The following is a 16,488-nucleotide window of genomic DNA, read 5'->3' on the forward strand; positions in this document are numbered from 1 at the left end:
ACGGATTCTTCCCAGCGGGCGCACAGGGTACCGGCCCTACCGATAAACTCGATGCATACCACCGAGGAAAAGGAGCCACGATGGCAGCGATGAAGCCGAGGACTGGAGACGGACCCATGGAGGCCGTCAAGGAGGGGCGCCTCATCATCGTGCGTGTTCCGCTCGAAGGCGGCGGCCGTCTGGTCGTCTCCGTGAACGACGCCGAAGCGAAGGAGCTTCACGACGTGCTGGCAGCCGTCGTGGATGCGGCCTGAGTCCTCTCCCGCTCCGGCGGGGACGATGGGGCGGCGGATCTCCGGATCCGCCGCCCCTTTCGCGTCAGTCGGTCTCGGCGACGCTGATCAGCTGGAGCAGTCCCTCGCCCGAGGACGAGATCGACGCCAGCACGGCCTCGGACTGCTGGGTCTCCTGGATGAGCGAGCGGTACCCGGCGGTCACGGCGTCGCGCTGCACCGGGTCGGCGACCTTGCCCCCGACGAGGATGCGGGGGACGAGGACGATGCCGCCGGTGCGCACCAGGCGCAGGCCGTGCTCGACGTACTCGATCACGTTCTCGGGGTCGGCGTCGACGAGGACGATGTCGTAGGAGCCCTCGTTCATGCGCGGGAGCACATCCGCTGCGCGGCCGGTGATGAACCGTGCGCGCGTGGTGGGGATCCGTGCTTCGGCGAAGGCCTGCCGCGCCGCGGCGAGGTGCTCCGGTTCGTTGTCGATCGACGTCAGCACGGCGTGCGGCGCTCCGCGCAGCAGCCACAGTCCGGACACCCCGGCACCCGTGCCGATCTCCACCATGGTGCGGGCGTTCACGGCTGCGGCGAGCAGGGCGTACTGCGAGCCGACCAACGCGCTGATGGGTGCCGCGCCGATCTCGTCGGCTCGGGCTCGGGCGCGGGTGATGGCATCCGGCTCCGCCGTGGCCTCGCGGATGTATCGCGCGTTGGCGTCGTGCTCGCTCATGGCGTCTCCCGTACTGCTGGTTTCCTTCAGATTAGGTGCATGCCGCGGTCTCGTCGGTCAGGCGCGGCGGGGTAGCCTGGAGCGATGGGGTTCGGACTCGACTTCGAGAAGCTGCTGGTGATCGGTCTGATCGCCGTGCTTCTGATCGGCCCTGAGCGCCTGCCGCACTACGCCGAGCAGTTCGCGAAGCTCGTGCGCCGGGGCGGAGAGCTCCTGCGCGACACCCGCAGCCGCGTGCAGGAGGAGATGGGCCCGGAGGTCGCGGACGTCGACTGGCGCAAGCTCGATCCCCGGCAGTACGATCCGCGCCGGATCATCCGGGACGCGCTGTTCGAGGACTCCGCGCCGGCGCCGATCGCGCCGTCGGCACCCGTCGCGGCGCCGGCGCCGACACCTCCTCCTGCCCCGCGCGTGATGCCGGTGTTCACCCGGACCAGCCCGCCGCCGTTCGACCCCGAAGCGACCTGACGACCGCCGGCCGTTCTCAGCCGATCTTCGCGCGCAGCCGTTCGAGATCGGCGTCGGTCAGCAGGAGGCGCGGGAGGGCGGTCATGGCGGAGGACCCGCGCAGCTGGAGCATGACGGCGTCCTGACCGGCCTTCATGCGCCGGAACGTCGAGTACGCGATCCGCGACGTGCCCTGGGCGCTCTCGACCCGGAGCTCGTCCTCGCCGACCCGGACCGACACGCTCGTCCCCGCCGGCATCGCCGCGGCGAGCGAGCGGCGCACGCTGGTCACCGTGAGGATCGCGTACAGCACCATGACGCCGGCGATGAGGGTCGGCATGACGATCATGCTCCCCGCTTCTGCCGGCGCCAGCGCCGCCGCGGTGCCGAAGGAGATCAGGGCGATGAGCAGCGCCGCCGCGAGCACGATCCACACGACGATCGACAGCGGGCGGGTGAGGACGAAGATCGTCGCGTCGCGGGACATGCGGGCCAGCAGGTCGCGATCGACCGGGACGTATCGGGGGGCATCGGTCACCCCTCCATTGTCGCGTGTGCGCGCGGTGGAGGGATCAGGCGGGGGAGAAGGGAAGCGGCCGTCCGGCCAGCCCCCTGCCTCTCGTCGTGATCCGCCGGGCGAGCGCGTCGATCGCGGCGGCCGCGGCATCCTCGGCGTCTGCGACGACGACCGGAGTCCCGGCATCCCCGCCGGCGCGCAGTGCGGGGCTGAGCGGGATGGAGGCCAGCAGGGCGACGGGCTCCTCGGGGGTGGACAGGGCGCGGGCGACCTCGGCGCCGCCGCCGGAGCCGAACAGGTCGACCACGGTCCCGTCCGGCAGTGCGAACGGCGCCATGTTCTCCACCACGCCGATCACCCGCTGTCCGGTCTGCCTGGCGACCAGGCCGCTGCGCACCGCGACCTCGGAGGCCGCGGCCTGAGGCGTCGTCACCACGATCACCTCGGCGTGCGGCAGGATCTGACCGATCGAGATCGCGATGTCACCGGTCCCTGGGGGCATGTCGATGAGCAGCACGTCCAGGTCGCCGAAGAACACGTCGGTGAGGAACTGCTGGACCGTGCGGTGCAGCATTGGGCCGCGCCACGCCACGACCGACTCGCCGTCGCGCAGGAACATGCCGATCGAGATCGTCTTCACTCCGTGGGCGACCGGCGGCAGCATGAGGTCGTCGATGCGCGTCGGCTGCGTCCCCGACGGGATGCCCAGAAGGCCCGGGATCGAGAAGCCGTGCACGTCGGCGTCCACCAGACCGACCGCGAGTCCCCGCTCGGCGAGGGCGACCGCGAGATTGGCCGTGACGGTGGACTTGCCGACGCCGCCCTTGCCGCTGGAGACCAGGATCACCCGTGTGAGGGAGTCGGGTCCGAAGGGCATCTGCCTGGCGGGGCGGCCGGCGCGCAGCTTCTCGGTGAGCGCCCTGCGCTCGTCGGGGGTCATGACCCCGACGGCGACCTCGACGTCCTCGACGCCGGGGACGGATGCCGCGGCGCGCCTGACGTCGGACTCGATGCGGTTCGCGGCCGGGCATCCCACGATCGTCAGGACGATCGCGACGTACGCGGTGGAACCCTCCAGGCTGATGTCCCGGACCATGTCGAGCTCGCCGATGGGCCGGCGCAGCTCCGGGTCGGAGACCGCCTCGACCGCGGCGCGGACGCGCTCTGCCGTCATCGGCGCGGCCGCCGCGTCGTGATCGGGCCGGTGCGCGGGGACGCGCCATCCGACGGGCTCTCCGCATCAGCCGACGGCCCGTCCTCGAGCTCGGCCAGCAGCGCCCTCAGCTCCTGGCGCAGCACGTCGCGTGTGACGACCTGGGCGTTGCGCTCCTCGAGCGACAGCCGCAGCGCCACGATCTCGCGCGCCAGATACTCGGTGTCGGCGAGGTTGCGCTCGGCGCGCTGACGGTCCTGCTCGATCTGCACGCGATCGCGGTCGTCCTGACGGTTCTGCGCCAGCAGGATCAGCGGTGCGGCGTACGACGCCTGCAGCGACAGCATGAGCGTGAGCGCCGTGAAGCCGAGGGCCGCGTCGTCGAAGCGCAGGTTCTCCGGCATGAGCGTGTTCCAGCTGATCCAGAGCACGCAGAACAGCGTGAGGATCAGCAGGAACGCGGGGGTGCCCATCGCACGGGCCACCCACTCCGTGAAGCGACCGAAGCGGTCGCGCGAGGTCGGCCGCTGCCGGGTCGTGGCTCGCCCGAGGGGGGCGTCGAGCGCGGTGCGCGCGTTCCTGGCCATCATCGGGCCCCCGAACCGGTCGCGGGTTCATCGATGTCGTGCGTCCGCCAGTCGTCGGGAAGCAGATAGTCCAGCACGTCGTCGATGCTGATGGCGCCGACCAGGCGGTGGGCGGCGTCCACGACGGGGAGCGACACGAGGTCGTAGCTGGCCAGCATGCGGGCGACTTCCGCCGCCGACGCGGTCACCGAGACGGGCTCCATGCTGTCGTCGACGATGGCCCCGAGGCGCTCATGCGGCGGGTAGCGCAGCATGCGCTGGAAGTGCACGACGCCCAGCAGCCGCCCGGTGGGGGTCTCGAACGGCGGGAGCGTGACGAAGACCGCGGCGGCCAGAGCGGGGTGCAGCTCATGCCGGCGGATCAGGGCGAGGGCCTCGGCCACCGTGGCGTCCGCGGACAGGATGATGGGCTCGGTGGTCATGAGGCCGCCGGCCGTGTCCGGCCCGTACGCGAGGAGCGTCCGGACGTCCTCGGCCTCCTCCGGCTCCATGAGCTCGAGGAGCTGTTCGAGGCGCTTCTTGGGCAGCTGGGCGAGCAGGTCGGCCGCGTCGTCCGGCTCCATCTGGTCGAGGATGTCGGCCGCGCGCTCGTCGCCGAGGCGGTCGAGGATGTGCACCTGCTCGTCCTCGGGCATCTCCTCCAGCGCGTCGGCGAGCCGGTCGTCCGGCAGCTCCTCCGCCACCTCGATCATGCGCTGCTGCGGCAGATCGAGCAGGGTGTTCGCGAGGTCGGCGGCGTGCAGCTCGGAATACGAGGCGACGAGCTGCTCGGCGGACTGCGCCTCACCGGGCGCGCGCTCCTCGGCGACCTCGTTCCAGGCGGCGAAGGCGGTCGGACCCTTGGCGAACGGCGAGGCGCTGGTCTTCGGCTTGCGCAGGAACAGCTGGGTGATGCTCCATTCGCCGAGCCGGTTCGGTTCGATCGCGACGTCCTCGATGACGGCGGAGCCGCCGCCGTCGACGAATGCGACCCTCCGACCGAGCAGTTCGGCCAGCACGCGCACCTCGCCGGGGCGCGGCTGGAACCGGCGCACGTTGATGAGCCCGGTCGTGATGACCTGGCCGGCGCGGATGGACGTGACGCGGCCGATCGAGAGGAACACCTGGCGACGGCCGGGGATCTCCACGACGAGGCCGATCACGCGCGGCGCGGCCGTACTTCGGTACACGATGACGACATCCCGGACCTTGCCGAGCCGGTCGCCCACGGGGTCGAAGACGGCGCACCCGGCCAGGCGCGCGACGAATACCCGTTGTGTGCTCACGCGTCCAGCGTAGTCCGCGGGCGCGGGCGAGCGGGGCCCACAGCTCCGGCCACGGACGCGCATGGAAGAATGGACGGATGAGCATGCTGAACCGCCCCGCAGACGGTGCCGAGGTCGGAGAGACCGTCGCCTCGATGCGCGAATACGAGCGCGCACAGAAGACGGTGTCGCAGCTCATCGCGGGCGAGGTCCCGGCAAGGGACATCGCGATCGTCGGCCAGGGGGTGCGCACGATCGAACGCGTCACCGGTCGGCTCGGCTACGCGGCCGCCGCGCGCTCGGGCGCCATCAACGGGCTGCTGATCGGCCTGCTCCTCTCCGCGATACTCGTGCTCGGCAATCCCGAAGCGCCCATCCAGCTCTTCGTCGCCTACCTCTTCATCGGCGTCGCGATCGGCATGATGCTCAGTCTCGTCACGTTCGCGATCGTCCGCCGCCGCCGCGACTTCGCGAGCGTCACGCAGATGGCCGCGGACCACTACGAGGTGACGGTCCTGCCGGCATCCCTCGCGAAGGCGCGCCAGGTGCTCGGCGGTCAGCGTCCGGCACCGGTGCGACCGCCGGTGAACCTCGACGAGCCGCCGCGGTACGGCGAGCGGATCACCCCCGGGCAGCAGGAGCAGGCAGCGGCGCCGTCCGGACCGGTCTCCGCGACCTCGGCGGCCTCGGCGACCGGTGGTCAGCCGGTCATCCCGCCGCGTCCCGCGGATCCGCGCCCGCGCTACGGCGAGCGGGTCCCTGGGGACGCCGCGGCGCCTGCCGACCCGAAGCCGGCCGCTCCTGCCGAGCCGAAGCCGGCAGCTGCCGCGGGATCCGAGCCCGTGTCGCCCGACGCCGCGGACGGCGAGGCTCCTGCTTCCTCCGCGGCACCGGCGAAGCCGGCCTCCGATGAGGCGGCCGGCGGCAAGCCCGCCGACGACTGAAATGGTCGACGAGCCGCTGCGGATCGAGGTGGCGCTGCCGAACGGCACCGCGACGGTTCCGGCATCCTGGGCGGAACCGGAGAACGACCCGGGACGGGGCACGGTCATCATCGCGCACGGCGCCGGGACGGGGATGGAACATCCCTTCCTCGTCGGACTCGCCGGGGCGCTGAACCAGTCCGGTTTCGCCGCCGTCCGCTTCGACTTCCCCTACCGCGCGCAGGGGCGGCGCATGCCCGGGCCGGCCGCCCACGCCGTCGCGGCCTGGAACGCCGTGCTCGCCGCGGTGCGGGCGCGGACGGAGGGGCCGGTGTGGGCTTCCGGACGATCCTACGGCGGCCGCATGGCGTCGATGGCCGCGGCCGAGGGCATGGAGGTGGACGGGCTCGTCTACCTCGGGTATCCGCTGCATCCGCCGGGACGGCCGGAGAAGCCGCGCGTCGAACACCTGCCGTCGGTTATCGCGCCCCAGCTGTTCGTCTCGGGGACGGTCGATCCGTTCATCCAGCCGCTGGAGCAGTTCGAGGAGGCCGTGGCGAGCTGCCAGGACGCACGCATCGCCTGGATCGACGGGGGAGGACACTCCTTCGAGGTGAAGGGGAACAAGCGCCCCGCGGCGATCATCGGCGCATCGCTGGCGCCACTCGTGGTGGACTTCGCCGCGACCGCGCGATGACGTCTGCGACGATGGTGGGGTGAGCCTCGACCGCATCGCCCTCATCTCGGACGTCCACGGCAACATGACGGCCCTGGAGGCCGTGCTGGCCGACATCGCGGAGCGCGGCATCCATCGGATCTTCAACCTCGGAGACACGGCAGGGAAGGGACCGCGGGGAGAAGCCGCGGTGCGGCGCTGCCGTGAGGTGTGCGAGGTGAACGTTCGCGGGAACTGGGACGACTTCCTGCGCTTCACTGCGGACGATGCGCCGGAGGAGATGCGCTGGTGGCATGCCGAACTGTCGGCGGAGAGCCTGGCCTGGCTCGGCGCCCTGTCGCTCAGCCACGACCTGGTGATGAGCGGGCGGCGCATCCGGCTGTTCCATGCGTCGGCGGAGAGCCCCCACACGCGAGTGCACTTCCACCACACTCCCGAGCAGTTCGCCGGCATGTTCGTCAACACCGAGATGACGGGAGACGGTCCTTCCCCCGATGTGGTCGGGTATGCGGACATCCACGACGCATACATCGAGTCCGTCGACGGGCGGACCCTGTTCAACGTCGGAAGCGTCGGGAACCCGCTGGACATCCCGCAGCCCTCGTACGTGATTCTCGAGGGCGTGACGGATGCCGAGGACCCGGCGCCCTTCGGCGTCCAGTTCGTGCGCGTGCCCTACGACGTCGAGGTCGAGATCGCGGTGGCCGAGGAAGTGGGGATGCCGACGCGCGACGTGTGGTCGGTGGAACTCCGGACGGCCGTGTACCGGGGGCAGCAGTGAGCGGCTTCCACCACGTCGAAGTGTGGATCGCGGATCGCTCCCTCGATGCGGCATGGGAGTGGCTGCTTTCGGCGCTGGGATTCGTCCGGGAGCAGGAGTGGTCCGAGGGGATGTCCTGGGCGGCGGGCGGTGCCTACCTGACGCTCACGACCTCGCCGAACCTGTCCGCCGCTGCGCACGATCGGCGCCGACCCGGAGTGAACCACCTGGCGTTCCGCGGCGGTGCGCCCGCAGCGGTGGATGCTCTGATGGCGGCAGCTCCCGCGCACGGATGGACGCCGCTGTACGCCGAGCGGTACCCGCATGCCGGGGGCGAGGACTACTACGCGGGTTGGCTGGAGAACGCGGCGGGATTCAAGGTCGAGGTCGTGGCGGAGTCCTGACGCGTGCCGAACTCCGGCAGACCGAGAGTCGGCGGGCCGCATCACCGGCGTTCTGGTCGATTCTGCAGGAGTTCGGTACACCCGGGCCGTCGCTTGTAGGGTGTCGGTCATGCCCCTCGCCCTCGTCACCGGTGCCGCCCGCGCAGACAGCATCGCCGCCGGCATGGTCCCCCGCCTGCGGGCGGACGGATGGGAAGTCGTGACCAGCGATCTCACTGATGCCGACCACCCGTGCGACCTGTCCACTCCGACCGGGCCTGAGGAGTTGGTCTCGACCATCGTCCGCGAGCACGGCGCGATCTCCGCACTCGTCCTCTCGCATGCGCACGACGTGCCGACCGGCATCCTCGACACGACGGCGGAGAGCTTCGACCGCCACGTCGCCGTCAACGCCCGCGCGAGCCTGCTGCTGATCGCCGCCTTCGCTCGGCAGATCCCGGAGGACGGGGGAGCGGTGGTGGCGCTGACCAGCGACCACACGACCGGCAACCTGCCCTACGGGGCGTCCAAGGGCGCGCTCGACCGGCTCGTGATCTCCGCGGCGCGCGAACTCGGCCCTCTCGGCATCTCGGCGAACGTGCTCAACCCGGGCCCGATCGACACGGGCTGGTTCCCGGACGGATTCGCCGAGACACTGCTGCCGGCGCACCCGCTCGGGCGCGTCGGGACCCCGGCCGACATCGCGGCGTTCGTGTCGTTCCTGGTGTCACCCGAGGGACGCTGGGTCTCCGGGCAGCTCCTGCACGCCGACGGCGGTTTCTCGGCCCGCTATTGAGCCGAGCGACGCCGTCAGGCCTGGACGCGCCGGATCCACTCCTCGACCTCGTCGGCCGTGCGGGGGATGCCCGCCGAGAGGTTCACGGGTCCGTCCTCGGTCATGAGGACGTCGTCCTCGATCCGCACGCCGATGCCGCGCAGCTCCTCGGGCACGGTGAGGTCGTCGATCTGGAAGTACAGCCCCGGCTCGATCGTGAACACCATCCCCGGCTCGAGGATGCCGTCGTAGTACATCTCCCGCCGCGCCTGGGCGCAGTCGTGCACGTCGATGCCGAGGTGGTGGGAGGTGCCGTGGACCATGTAGCGGCGGTGCTGTCCACCGGCATCCGCATCCAGCGCCTCCTCGGCCGTGACGGGCAGCAGGCCCCACTCCGCGACGTGTGCGGCGATGACCGACATGGCCGCCTCGTGCACGGTGCGGAACGGCACGCCCACCCGGGCCGCAGCGAACGCCGCGTCCGCGGCCTCGCGCACCGTCTCATAGACCCGTCGCTGCACGTCCGAGAACGTCCCGTTCACCGGCAGCGTGCGAGTGATGTCCGCCGTGTAGAGACTGTCGGCCTCGACCCCGGCATCCACCAGGATCAGGTCCCCGGGGACGACCGTCCCGTCGTTGCGCGTCCAGTGCAGGTAGCAGGCGTGCGGACCGGAAGCCGCGATCGTGTCGTATCCCTCGCCGTTGCCGTCCTCGCGGGCCCGGCGATGGAAGACGCCCTCGACGACGCGCTCGCCGCGTGCGTGCGCGGCGGCCTGGGGGAGCGCGCGGATGATGTCGTCGAAGCCCTGGGCGGTGATGTCCACGGCCCGACGCATCTCGGCGATCTCGTACTCGTCCTTCACGAGGCGCAGTTCGGACACCACTCGATCGAGGTCGGCATCGCCCAGTGCGACGTCGTCGTCTCCGGGCTGGAAGACGTGCAGGTGGTCGGTCGCGATGTCGAGATCCGCGGCGACCCCGGCGAGCGACGGGCGAGGCCCGATCCAGAACTCGCCCACCGTCGCGTCCGCGTAGAACTCGGTGGTGGTGCGGTCGGCGCGCTCGCGGAAGTACAGCGTGACGTCGTGCCCGGCGTCCGTCGGCTCGAAGACGAGCACCGAATCGGGCTCGGAGTCCGACGCCCACCCGGTGAGGTGCGCGAAGGCGGAGTGCGCGCGGAACGGGTAGTCGGTGTCGTTGCTGCGCTGCTTGAGGGAGCCCGCCGGGATCACCAGGCGCTTCCCGGGGAACGCCGCCGAGACCTTCGCGCGCCGCGCCGCGGCGAACGGCGCCTGCGCCCGAGGCGCGGGCAGCGATTCCGGGCGCTCGGCCCAGCCGGTCGAGATGCTGTCGAGGAAGCCCCGCGGGAACGGCTGCTTGCGGTTGGTGACCGGCGTCTTCGCCGCGTCCTCGTCGGTGGCCTGTGCGATCGTGTCGCTGGATCCGGTGCTCATGCGTCCAGTCTCTCACTCCTGCCCGCGACATAGGCTGGACGAGTGAGTCCCGAGAGCACCCCGCAGCGCCCGACCCCCGCCGTCACGATCCTCATCGACGCCGTCCTCGTCGTGGTGTTCTGCCTTCTGGGCGGACTGTCGCACTCGCTCGGCGAGCCGGATGCCGCGGCGCGCGTCCTCGCCTCCATCTGGCCGTTCCTGGCGGCGCTCATCGTCGTGCACGCCGTGGCGCTGCTCGGAGGGATCGACGCCGCTCGGGTCGTCCCCGGCATCCTGATCTGGGTCGTCACGGTGGCCGGCGGCATGGCGCTGCGCGCGCTGACCGGCCAGGGAACGGCCTGGGCGTTCGTCGTCGTCACGGCGATCGTGCTCGCCGTGTTCCTCGTCGGGTGGCGCGTGGTCGCGCTGCTCCGGCGCCGCCGGTCGCGCTGAATCAGCCGGCCGGGTCGAGCTGGACGACGAGACCGCGGTGGTCGCTGCCGTCGGCGTCGAGCACGACGGACCCCACCGGCTCCCAGTTCCTGCTCGCCATGATGTGGTCGATGGGTGCGCCGACGAGCTCCGGCAGGGACGCCGGCCAGGTGGCCACCGCCCCGTTGCCCGTCGCGGCGGCCGCGTCGCGGCAGTAGCCCATGTCGCCGCCGTCGACGCCCAGGGACGCCATGTGGTCGATCGTGGCGTTGAAGTCACCCGCGAGGATGAAGTCCCCCTCGGGACACTGGTCCGCGATCCACGCCAGATCGCTCTGCCAATGATCCATCGCCTCCGGGCGCGGCGCGACCGCGTGCACCGCGACGACGGTCGGACCGTCGCCGTCCACCGGCATCACGACCGCGCTCGGCACGGAGCTGGTGTTGCTGGACCCGTCCACGGAGGACTGGATCACGGAGTAGTCGCCCAGCTCAGGGGAGATCAGGATCGTGGTCTGCCACGCCTGCGGACCGTCCGGGATGTCCGGGTTGAACTGCACGTGATGGACCCACATCGGATGCCCCTGCTCGCGCAGCATCACGGCTATCCGCGCGCCGACGGACTCCGCCGTCTCGGGCAGCGCCACGATGTCGGCATCCTGTTCCAGGATCTCCGAGGCGATGTCCTCCGCCGGGATGGCTTCGCCTGCCGTGTTCCAGGTCATCACCCGCACGCTGCCCTCGGTGCGCTCCGGGAGCGCATCCGTGCCCAGGCCGCGGACGGCGCCGATCGCGATGGAGGCGCCGGCCCCGATGAGCGCGACGATCAGGATGGACGCCGCGAAGCCGCGCAGCGGCTTGGCGAACAGCAGCAGCAGCGCCAGCACGACGATGACCCCGTAGGCGAGTGCCACCGCACCCCGCACGGCGACCAGCTGCGCGAAAGGATATGTCTGCTCCAACCGGAAGAACTGCGGCCACACCAAGACCGCCGTCGCGATCGCGAACAGCACGGTCACCAGAATCCCCAGCACTCGGAACATCGCCTTCCAGCCTAGGTGCGCGGCCTGTGAATCCTCTGGCGTGCCGGGCCGCGTCTCGACACGGCGCGTCGCCCCGGCGCGAGCCCGTGCGTGCAGCGGGCGATACGCTCGGGGGATGAGGAGTGCCCAGCGGTTTGACGGTCCGAGCGACCTGCATCTGCACTCCAACCACTCCGACGGCACCCAGCCGCCTTCCGAGGTCGTGCGACAGGCGCACGCCCACGGCATCCGGACCCTCGCGCTCACGGACCACGACCGCACGACGGGGTGGGAGGAGGCCGGACGTGCCGCCGCCGAGCTGGGCATGACGTTCCTGCCCGGGATGGAGCTGTCCGCCAAGCATGAGTGGCGCAGCGTCCATGTGCTCGGATACCTCTTCGACCCCATCGATCCGGCGCTCGCCGCCGAGACCGACCGGATCCGCGGTGACCGCGTCGGCCGCGCCGAGCGGATCGTGCGCAACATCGGCCGCGACTATGACCTGCACTGGGACGACGTCCTGGCACAGACGACGCAGGACGCCACGGTCGGACGCCCGCACATCGCGGATGCGCTCATCGCCCGCGGCATCGTCCGTGACAGGGCCGAGGCCTTCGACGGCATCCTGCACCCCCGCGAGGGGTACTACGAGCCGCACTACGCGCCGGATCCGCTGACGGCGGTGCGCCTGATCACCCGCGCCGGCGGCGTCGCGATCATCGCGCATCCGGTCACCAGCGGGCGGGACCGGATGATGCCGCTCGCATTCATCGAGCGTCTGATCGCCGAGGGCCTGGGCGGATTCGAGATCGACCACCGTGAGAACACCGAGGACGGCAAACGGCTGCTGCGCTCGATCGCGGCGAAGCACGACCTCATCGTCACCGGGTCCAGCGACTATCACGGCGCAGGCAAGCCGAATCTTCCCGGAGAGAACACGACCGCCGACGACATGGTCGCGCGGATCATCGACCGCGCCACCGGCACGGCACCGCGATATCCCTGAGGCGCGACTGTCGGGGAACTCCCGGGTGACGACGATAGGTTCCGGGCATGCAGCGGGCGACTTCCCTCGAGCGGCGCATCGACGACATCGCCCATCGACTGCTGCGGGACGCCTCGGCGGGCGGCGTCCGCGCGGGGATCATCGAGTTCGCCGTGTTCGTGCTCAAGCAGGCCTGGGCCTGCGTCTTCGGTGCGGCGCTGCTCGCGGTGATCGTCGCCGCACGGCTCTGGTATCCGGACGACGCGGTGCTCGCCCGTAACGACATGCTGACGATCGCGGCGGTGCTGATCCAGGTCGCCATGCTCGTGCTCCGGCTCGAGACGGGGCGCGAGCTCTGGGTCATCGTGCTGTTCCACATCACCGGGACGGCGATGGAGATCTTCAAGACGGATGCGGGGTCGTGGGCGTACGCCGCGGACGGGATGCTGCGCATCGCCGGCGTCCCGCTGTTCAGCGGGTTCATGTACGCGGCCGTGGGCTCGTACATGGTTCGCGTCCACCGGCTGTTCGACCTCGGTTTCACGCGCTATCCCCGCCGATGGATCACGACCGTCGTCGCCGCGGGGATCTACTCCAACTTCTTCACCCACCACTTCTGGTGGGATGCCCGCTGGGTGCTGCTCGCGGCCGTCGTCCTGGTCTGGCTGCCGACGGTCCTGCACGCGCGGGTGTGGCGGCGCGTGCTCCGGCTCCCGCTGCTGGTCGTGTTCGCCGGCGTCGCGGTGGCGATCTACCTCGCCGAGAACATCGGCACGTGGGCGGGCGCGTGGGCGTATCCGGATCAGGTCGACGGCTGGCAGCCGGTGTCCCCGAGCAAGCTGGTCTCGTGGTTCCTGCTGATGATCATCTCGGTGGTCATGGTGACGTGGGTCTACCCGCCGCGGGAGCCTGCTCCGACTCTGCCGGAAGAGGACGAGGGGCGGATGCCGCAGCATCCGCCCCTCGATGGGAACTCTCAGGCGCCGGTCGCCGGTGCGGCCGGTGCGGAGCCGCCGCCCGAGCCGCCGCGGCGACGGCGACGACGACGGGCCGGAGCCGGCTTGCCGTCGTGATGCTCCTTGCCGGCGCCGTCGTGGGTGCCGGCGCCTTCGGCGGCGCGGTCGGCCGCAGGCGCGGACGCGGAGTGCTCGCTCTTGGTCTCGGTGCCCTCGGTGAACGTCGACCCGACGGGGTCGGCCGCGCGGCGACGGCGACGGCGGCGGCGCGTGGTGCCGTCCGAGGTGCCCTCCGCCGCGGCATCCGCAGCCTTCTCCGGACGCTGGCGCTGGGTCTTGACGGCCTGCGTCTTCGGCGCCGTCGTGAGGCGCCCCTTCGTGCCCTCCGGGATGTTCAGGTCGGTGTACAGGTGCGGGCTGGACGAGTACGTCTCGACCGGCTCGGGCTGGCCGAAGTCGAGGGCGCGGTTGATGAGCGCCCACTTGTGCAGGTCCTCCCAGTCGACGAAGGTGACCGCGGTTCCGGTCTTGCCCGCGCGGCCCGTGCGCCCCGCCCGGTGCAGGTACGTCTTCTCCTCATCGGGGATCGTGTGGTTGATCACGTGGGTGACGTCGTCGACGTCGATGCCGCGGGCCGCGACGTCCGTCGCGACGAGCACGTCGCGCTTTCCGGCTTTGAAGGCGGCCATCGACCGCTCGCGCTGCTCCTGTCCCATGTCGCCGTGCACGCCGCCGACGTTGAAGCCGCGGTCGCTGAGCTCGTCGACGAGCTTCTGCGCCGCCCGCTTGGTGCGGGTGAAGATCACGGTCTTGCCGCGGCCCTCGGCCTGGAGGATCCGCGCGATGACCTCGTCCTTGTCCAGGGAGTGAGCGCGGTACACGACGTGCTTGATGTTGGCCTGGGTCAGGCCCTCGTCGGGGTCGTTCGCCCGGATGTGGATCGGGTTCGTCATGAACCGGCGCGCCAGCGCCACGATGGGCCCGGGCATGGTCGCGGAGAAGAGCTGCGTGTGGCGCTTCTCGGGGACCTTCTGGAAGATCTTCTCGATGTCGGCGAGGAAGCCGAGGTCGAGCATCTTGTCCGCCTCGTCCAGCACGACTTCGGTCGCGTTCGACAGGTCCAGCAGACGCTGGCCGGCGAGGTCGATGAGGCGCCCCGGGGTGCCGACGACGATCTGCGCCCCCGCCTTGAGCTGGTCGATCTGGCCCTCGTAGGCCTTGCCGCCGTAGATCGCGACGACGCTGGTCGAGCGGTTGCTGGTGAGCAGATCCATGTCCTCGTACACCTGCACGGCCAGTTCGCGGGTCGGGACGACGATGAGCGCCTTGACGCCCGGCTCCGGGTTCTCGCCCAGTCGCTGGACGACGGGGATGCCGAAGCCGAAGGTCTTGCCCGTTCCGGTCTTGGCCTGGCCGATGATGTCCTGGCCGGGAAGACCCAGCGGGATGGTCTGCTCCTGGATGGGGAACGCGTCGACGATGCCCTTGGCGGCGAGAGCGTCGACGATGTCCTGATCGATGCCGAGTTCGGCGAAGGTTGTCACGATGTGATGTTGCCTGTCCGGCGGCCCGTGCGCGGGGCGCGCCACGTTTACGGATCCACGCCGTCTCATGTGCCACAGGCGCGGGGCCCTGCGTCCTGCGGCAGAGCGTGTCTCCAGCCTACCCGAGCACCCGCTCCGGACCGTCAGGCGGATGCTCGGCGGCCGGACGGGTCGGTAGTCTGAAGTCCATGGTTCAGTGGTTCTGGCAGCGCAAGGCGCCGCGGCGCACGCTGACCCTGCGCAGCCGGGGCGAGGACTCCGGTGCGACGCGCGTCGACTTCGCCGAGCTCGCACCCGAGGAGGACCGCTTCCTCGGGCAGGCGGCGTACTTGCAGCTGGGGTACTTCGAAACGCTGACACGGCTGATCAGGGCGACGCCCGAGCTCAGCGAGAAGGAGGCGCTGTCGCGCGCGGCCGGCGCCGCCCTCGACAAGCACCGCGACATCGTCGACCTCATCGCCGAGCGCGGCGACGACCCGACCGAGCTGATGCTGCCGTTCCGCGAGCACCTGGATGCGTTCCGCCGCAAGACCATCGGCGCGCGTCCGCGCGAGACGCTGCTGGCGGTCTACATCACGGCGGGGATGCTGGACGACTTCTACCTCGCGCTGGCGGGGAGTTACGGCGAGACCGGGCGTCGGGTGGGGGAGATCCTGCGCCAGGACGACCACACCGAGGAGATCGTCGCGATCCTCACCGCGACGATCGAATCGGATGCCGAGTGGCGGTCGCTGCTGTCGATGTGGGCGCGCCGGCTCGTCGGCGACACGCTGCTCGTGGCGCGCTCGGCGCTGCGACCGGAGCGCCTCGTCGTGGACGACGACCGGATCGAGCCGGTGTACACCGAGCTCATGGGCGCCCATGCGCGCCGGATGGACGCGATGGGCCTCGCGGCCTAGCAGCCGCCTCCCTCGCCCCGTGAGCGCCTTCGCGCGAGCGCCTTTCCGCGAGACTTGGCTTGCGGGGTGAGACTTGGCGCACTGACGCAAGTTTCGCTCTGCAAGCCAAGTCTCGCGGGATGCGTGGGGCAGGATGCGAGGGCGCGGATGCGGCGCGAGGCGACGAGGCTAGATGCCGAGAGCGGCCTTCTGCGCGGCATCCGACCGGCGGCGTGTCGCCGTGAGCCCGAGCGTCGCGAGGGCGGCGAGCAGCAAGCCGCCGCCGATGCTCGCCAACCACAGCCAGATGCTGTCCTCGCCGACGCCGGCCCATTGCATCCCGGTGTAGACCAGAGCCGCGACGGCCGTGGCGATCCCGGGCGTCACCACCACCCCGCGCAGCGCGCGTTCGGGCATCAGGAAGTGCAGGGCGATGCCCAGGGCGCACGCGGCGATGAGTGCGAGAAGGATGTACATGTCAGGCGACGAAGCCGACGCGGCGCGATTCCTCGGTGCCGAGTTCGATGTAGGCGAGGTTCGCCGTCGGCACGATGTACGCGCTGCCCTTCACATCGCTGAAGCTGAGGTGCGTGGCGCTCTGCTCGAGCGCCGAGGCCACCTGCGAACGCACCTCGTCGGGGCTGGAGGAGGTCTCGAAGTTCAGCTCACGGCCGGTGTTGACGATGCCGATGCGGATTTCCACGCGTGCTCCTTGAAGTCGGGGACTGAGGCAACTCTACCCCGCGCCCCGGGGGCGGGATCGGGGTGACCGCCGGTTTCGCCCACGGCGCACACGCCGGTGTCGGCGCGCCGCGTT

At 70.9% G+C, this 16,488-nt stretch carries 21 protein-coding genes; 11 read left to right on the forward strand and 10 right to left on the reverse strand.

All coding sequences use genetic code 11. From position 1 onward, the window contains the following. The first annotated feature begins 80 nt into the window (after positions 1 to 80). Entirely contained in the window at positions 81 to 254 is a 174-nt protein-coding gene (locus KYX17_RS01575; protein ID WP_243224785.1) for a DUF3117 domain-containing protein, read from the forward strand. A gap of 64 nt (positions 255 to 318) precedes the next feature. Here KYX17_RS01575 and KYX17_RS01580 read toward each other — a convergent pair whose 3' ends face one another. Further along, complete coding sequence (locus KYX17_RS01580) at positions 319 to 957, reverse strand: O-methyltransferase (protein ID WP_243224786.1); 639 nt, start codon at positions 955 to 957, stop codon at positions 319 to 321. Positions 958 to 1,041: 84 nt separating this feature from the next. Here KYX17_RS01580 and KYX17_RS01585 point away from each other — a divergent pair, with 84 nt between their 5' ends. After that, positions 1,042 to 1,425: a Sec-independent protein translocase TatB gene (locus KYX17_RS01585; protein ID WP_243224787.1), complete on the forward strand. Its 384-nt coding sequence runs from the start codon at positions 1,042 to 1,044 to the stop codon at positions 1,423 to 1,425. Between the two features lie 16 nt (positions 1,426 to 1,441). Here KYX17_RS01585 and KYX17_RS01590 read toward each other — a convergent pair whose 3' ends face one another. The 4 genes from KYX17_RS01590 to KYX17_RS01605 are packed head-to-tail and all read right to left on the reverse strand — an operon-like array spanning position 1,442 to position 4,926. Next, complete coding sequence (locus KYX17_RS01590; RefSeq protein ID WP_243224788.1) at positions 1,442 to 1,942, reverse strand: YcxB family protein; 501 nt, start codon at positions 1,940 to 1,942, stop codon at positions 1,442 to 1,444. Between the two features lie 34 nt (positions 1,943 to 1,976). After that, positions 1,977 to 3,095 (reverse strand): Mrp/NBP35 family ATP-binding protein, encoded by a 1,119-nt coding sequence (locus KYX17_RS01595; protein WP_243224789.1) that lies wholly within the window; start codon positions 3,093 to 3,095, stop codon positions 1,977 to 1,979. After that, positions 3,092 to 3,661: a DUF1003 domain-containing protein gene (locus tag KYX17_RS01600; RefSeq protein WP_243226153.1), complete on the reverse strand. Its 570-nt coding sequence runs from the start codon at positions 3,659 to 3,661 to the stop codon at positions 3,092 to 3,094. Before KYX17_RS01600 ends, KYX17_RS01595 begins: the two co-directional genes overlap by 4 nt. Then, positions 3,661 to 4,926 carry a magnesium transporter MgtE N-terminal domain-containing protein gene (locus tag KYX17_RS01605; protein WP_243224790.1) on the reverse strand — a complete coding sequence of 422 codons (1,266 nt, stop codon included), beginning with the start codon at positions 4,924 to 4,926 and terminating at the stop codon, positions 3,661 to 3,663. The genes KYX17_RS01600 and KYX17_RS01605 overlap by 1 nt, the downstream gene beginning before the upstream one ends. Before the next feature lie 77 nt (positions 4,927 to 5,003). Between KYX17_RS01605 and KYX17_RS01610 the strand changes: the two genes are divergently transcribed. The 5 genes from KYX17_RS01610 (at position 5,004) to KYX17_RS01630 (ending at position 8,443) form a co-directional block, all read left to right on the forward strand. Then, positions 5,004 to 5,849 carry a general stress protein gene (locus KYX17_RS01610; protein ID WP_243224791.1) on the forward strand — a complete coding sequence of 282 codons (846 nt, stop codon included), beginning with the start codon at positions 5,004 to 5,006 and terminating at the stop codon, positions 5,847 to 5,849. A gap of 1 nt (position 5,850) precedes the next feature. Next, a complete protein-coding gene (locus KYX17_RS01615; protein ID WP_243224792.1) occupies positions 5,851 to 6,525 on the forward strand; it encodes an alpha/beta family hydrolase in 675 nt (224 codons plus the stop codon). A gap of 19 nt (positions 6,526 to 6,544) precedes the next feature. Continuing rightward, a complete protein-coding gene (locus KYX17_RS01620) occupies positions 6,545 to 7,285 on the forward strand; it encodes a metallophosphoesterase (RefSeq protein WP_243224793.1) in 741 nt (246 codons plus the stop codon). Then, positions 7,282 to 7,668, forward strand: a complete 387-nt coding sequence (locus tag KYX17_RS01625; RefSeq protein ID WP_243224794.1) for a VOC family protein — start codon at positions 7,282 to 7,284, stop codon at positions 7,666 to 7,668. The genes KYX17_RS01620 and KYX17_RS01625 overlap by 4 nt, the downstream gene beginning before the upstream one ends. 109 nt (positions 7,669 to 7,777) lie before the next feature. Next, positions 7,778 to 8,443 (forward strand): SDR family oxidoreductase, encoded by a 666-nt coding sequence (locus KYX17_RS01630; protein ID WP_243224795.1) that lies wholly within the window; start codon positions 7,778 to 7,780, stop codon positions 8,441 to 8,443. A gap of 14 nt (positions 8,444 to 8,457) precedes the next feature. Here KYX17_RS01630 and KYX17_RS01635 read toward each other — a convergent pair whose 3' ends face one another. Next, the gene (locus KYX17_RS01635; protein ID WP_243224796.1) at positions 8,458 to 9,876 is read right to left on the reverse strand and encodes an aminopeptidase P family protein; all 1,419 of its coding nucleotides are present in this window, start codon (positions 9,874 to 9,876) and stop codon (positions 8,458 to 8,460) included. Positions 9,877 to 9,918: 42 nt separating this feature from the next. Between KYX17_RS01635 and KYX17_RS01640 the strand changes: the two genes are divergently transcribed. Next, positions 9,919 to 10,308, forward strand: coding sequence for a DUF3054 domain-containing protein (locus KYX17_RS01640; RefSeq protein WP_243224797.1), 390 nt, complete (start codon positions 9,919 to 9,921; stop codon positions 10,306 to 10,308). Position 10,309: 1 nt separating this feature from the next. On the opposite strand, the gene KYX17_RS01645 is transcribed toward KYX17_RS01640, so the two are convergent. Then, positions 10,310 to 11,329: an endonuclease/exonuclease/phosphatase family protein gene (locus KYX17_RS01645; protein ID WP_243224798.1), complete on the reverse strand. Its 1,020-nt coding sequence runs from the start codon at positions 11,327 to 11,329 to the stop codon at positions 10,310 to 10,312. A 115-nt stretch (positions 11,330 to 11,444) separates the two neighbouring features. On the opposite strand from KYX17_RS01645, the gene KYX17_RS01650 reads away from it, so the two are divergent. Next, a complete protein-coding gene (locus KYX17_RS01650) occupies positions 11,445 to 12,314 on the forward strand; it encodes a PHP domain-containing protein (protein WP_243224799.1) in 870 nt (289 codons plus the stop codon). A 47-nt stretch (positions 12,315 to 12,361) separates the two neighbouring features. Next, a complete protein-coding gene (locus tag KYX17_RS01655) occupies positions 12,362 to 13,366 on the forward strand; it encodes a DUF817 domain-containing protein (protein WP_243224800.1) in 1,005 nt (334 codons plus the stop codon). Here the strand turns inward: KYX17_RS01655 and KYX17_RS01660 are convergent. Beyond that, positions 13,270 to 14,793: a DEAD/DEAH box helicase gene (locus KYX17_RS01660; protein ID WP_243224801.1), complete on the reverse strand. Its 1,524-nt coding sequence runs from the start codon at positions 14,791 to 14,793 to the stop codon at positions 13,270 to 13,272. The genes KYX17_RS01655 and KYX17_RS01660 overlap by 97 nt on opposite strands. 188 nt (positions 14,794 to 14,981) lie before the next feature. On the opposite strand from KYX17_RS01660, the gene KYX17_RS01665 reads away from it, so the two are divergent. Next, positions 14,982 to 15,692, forward strand: a complete 711-nt coding sequence (locus tag KYX17_RS01665; RefSeq protein WP_243224802.1) for a ferritin-like fold-containing protein — start codon at positions 14,982 to 14,984, stop codon at positions 15,690 to 15,692. 168 nt (positions 15,693 to 15,860) lie between these two features. Here the strand turns inward: KYX17_RS01665 and KYX17_RS01670 are convergent, their stop codons facing one another. Both KYX17_RS01670 and KYX17_RS01675 read right to left on the reverse strand, forming a co-directional pair. Further along, entirely contained in the window at positions 15,861 to 16,148 is a 288-nt protein-coding gene (locus KYX17_RS01670; protein ID WP_243224803.1) for a hypothetical protein, read from the reverse strand. A gap of 1 nt (position 16,149) precedes the next feature. Then, a complete protein-coding gene (locus tag KYX17_RS01675; RefSeq protein ID WP_243224804.1) occupies positions 16,150 to 16,374 on the reverse strand; it encodes a DUF3107 domain-containing protein in 225 nt (74 codons plus the stop codon). Positions 16,375 to 16,488: the final 114 nt, after the last annotated feature.

Source organism: Microbacterium sp. CIAB417, assembly GCF_022788845.1.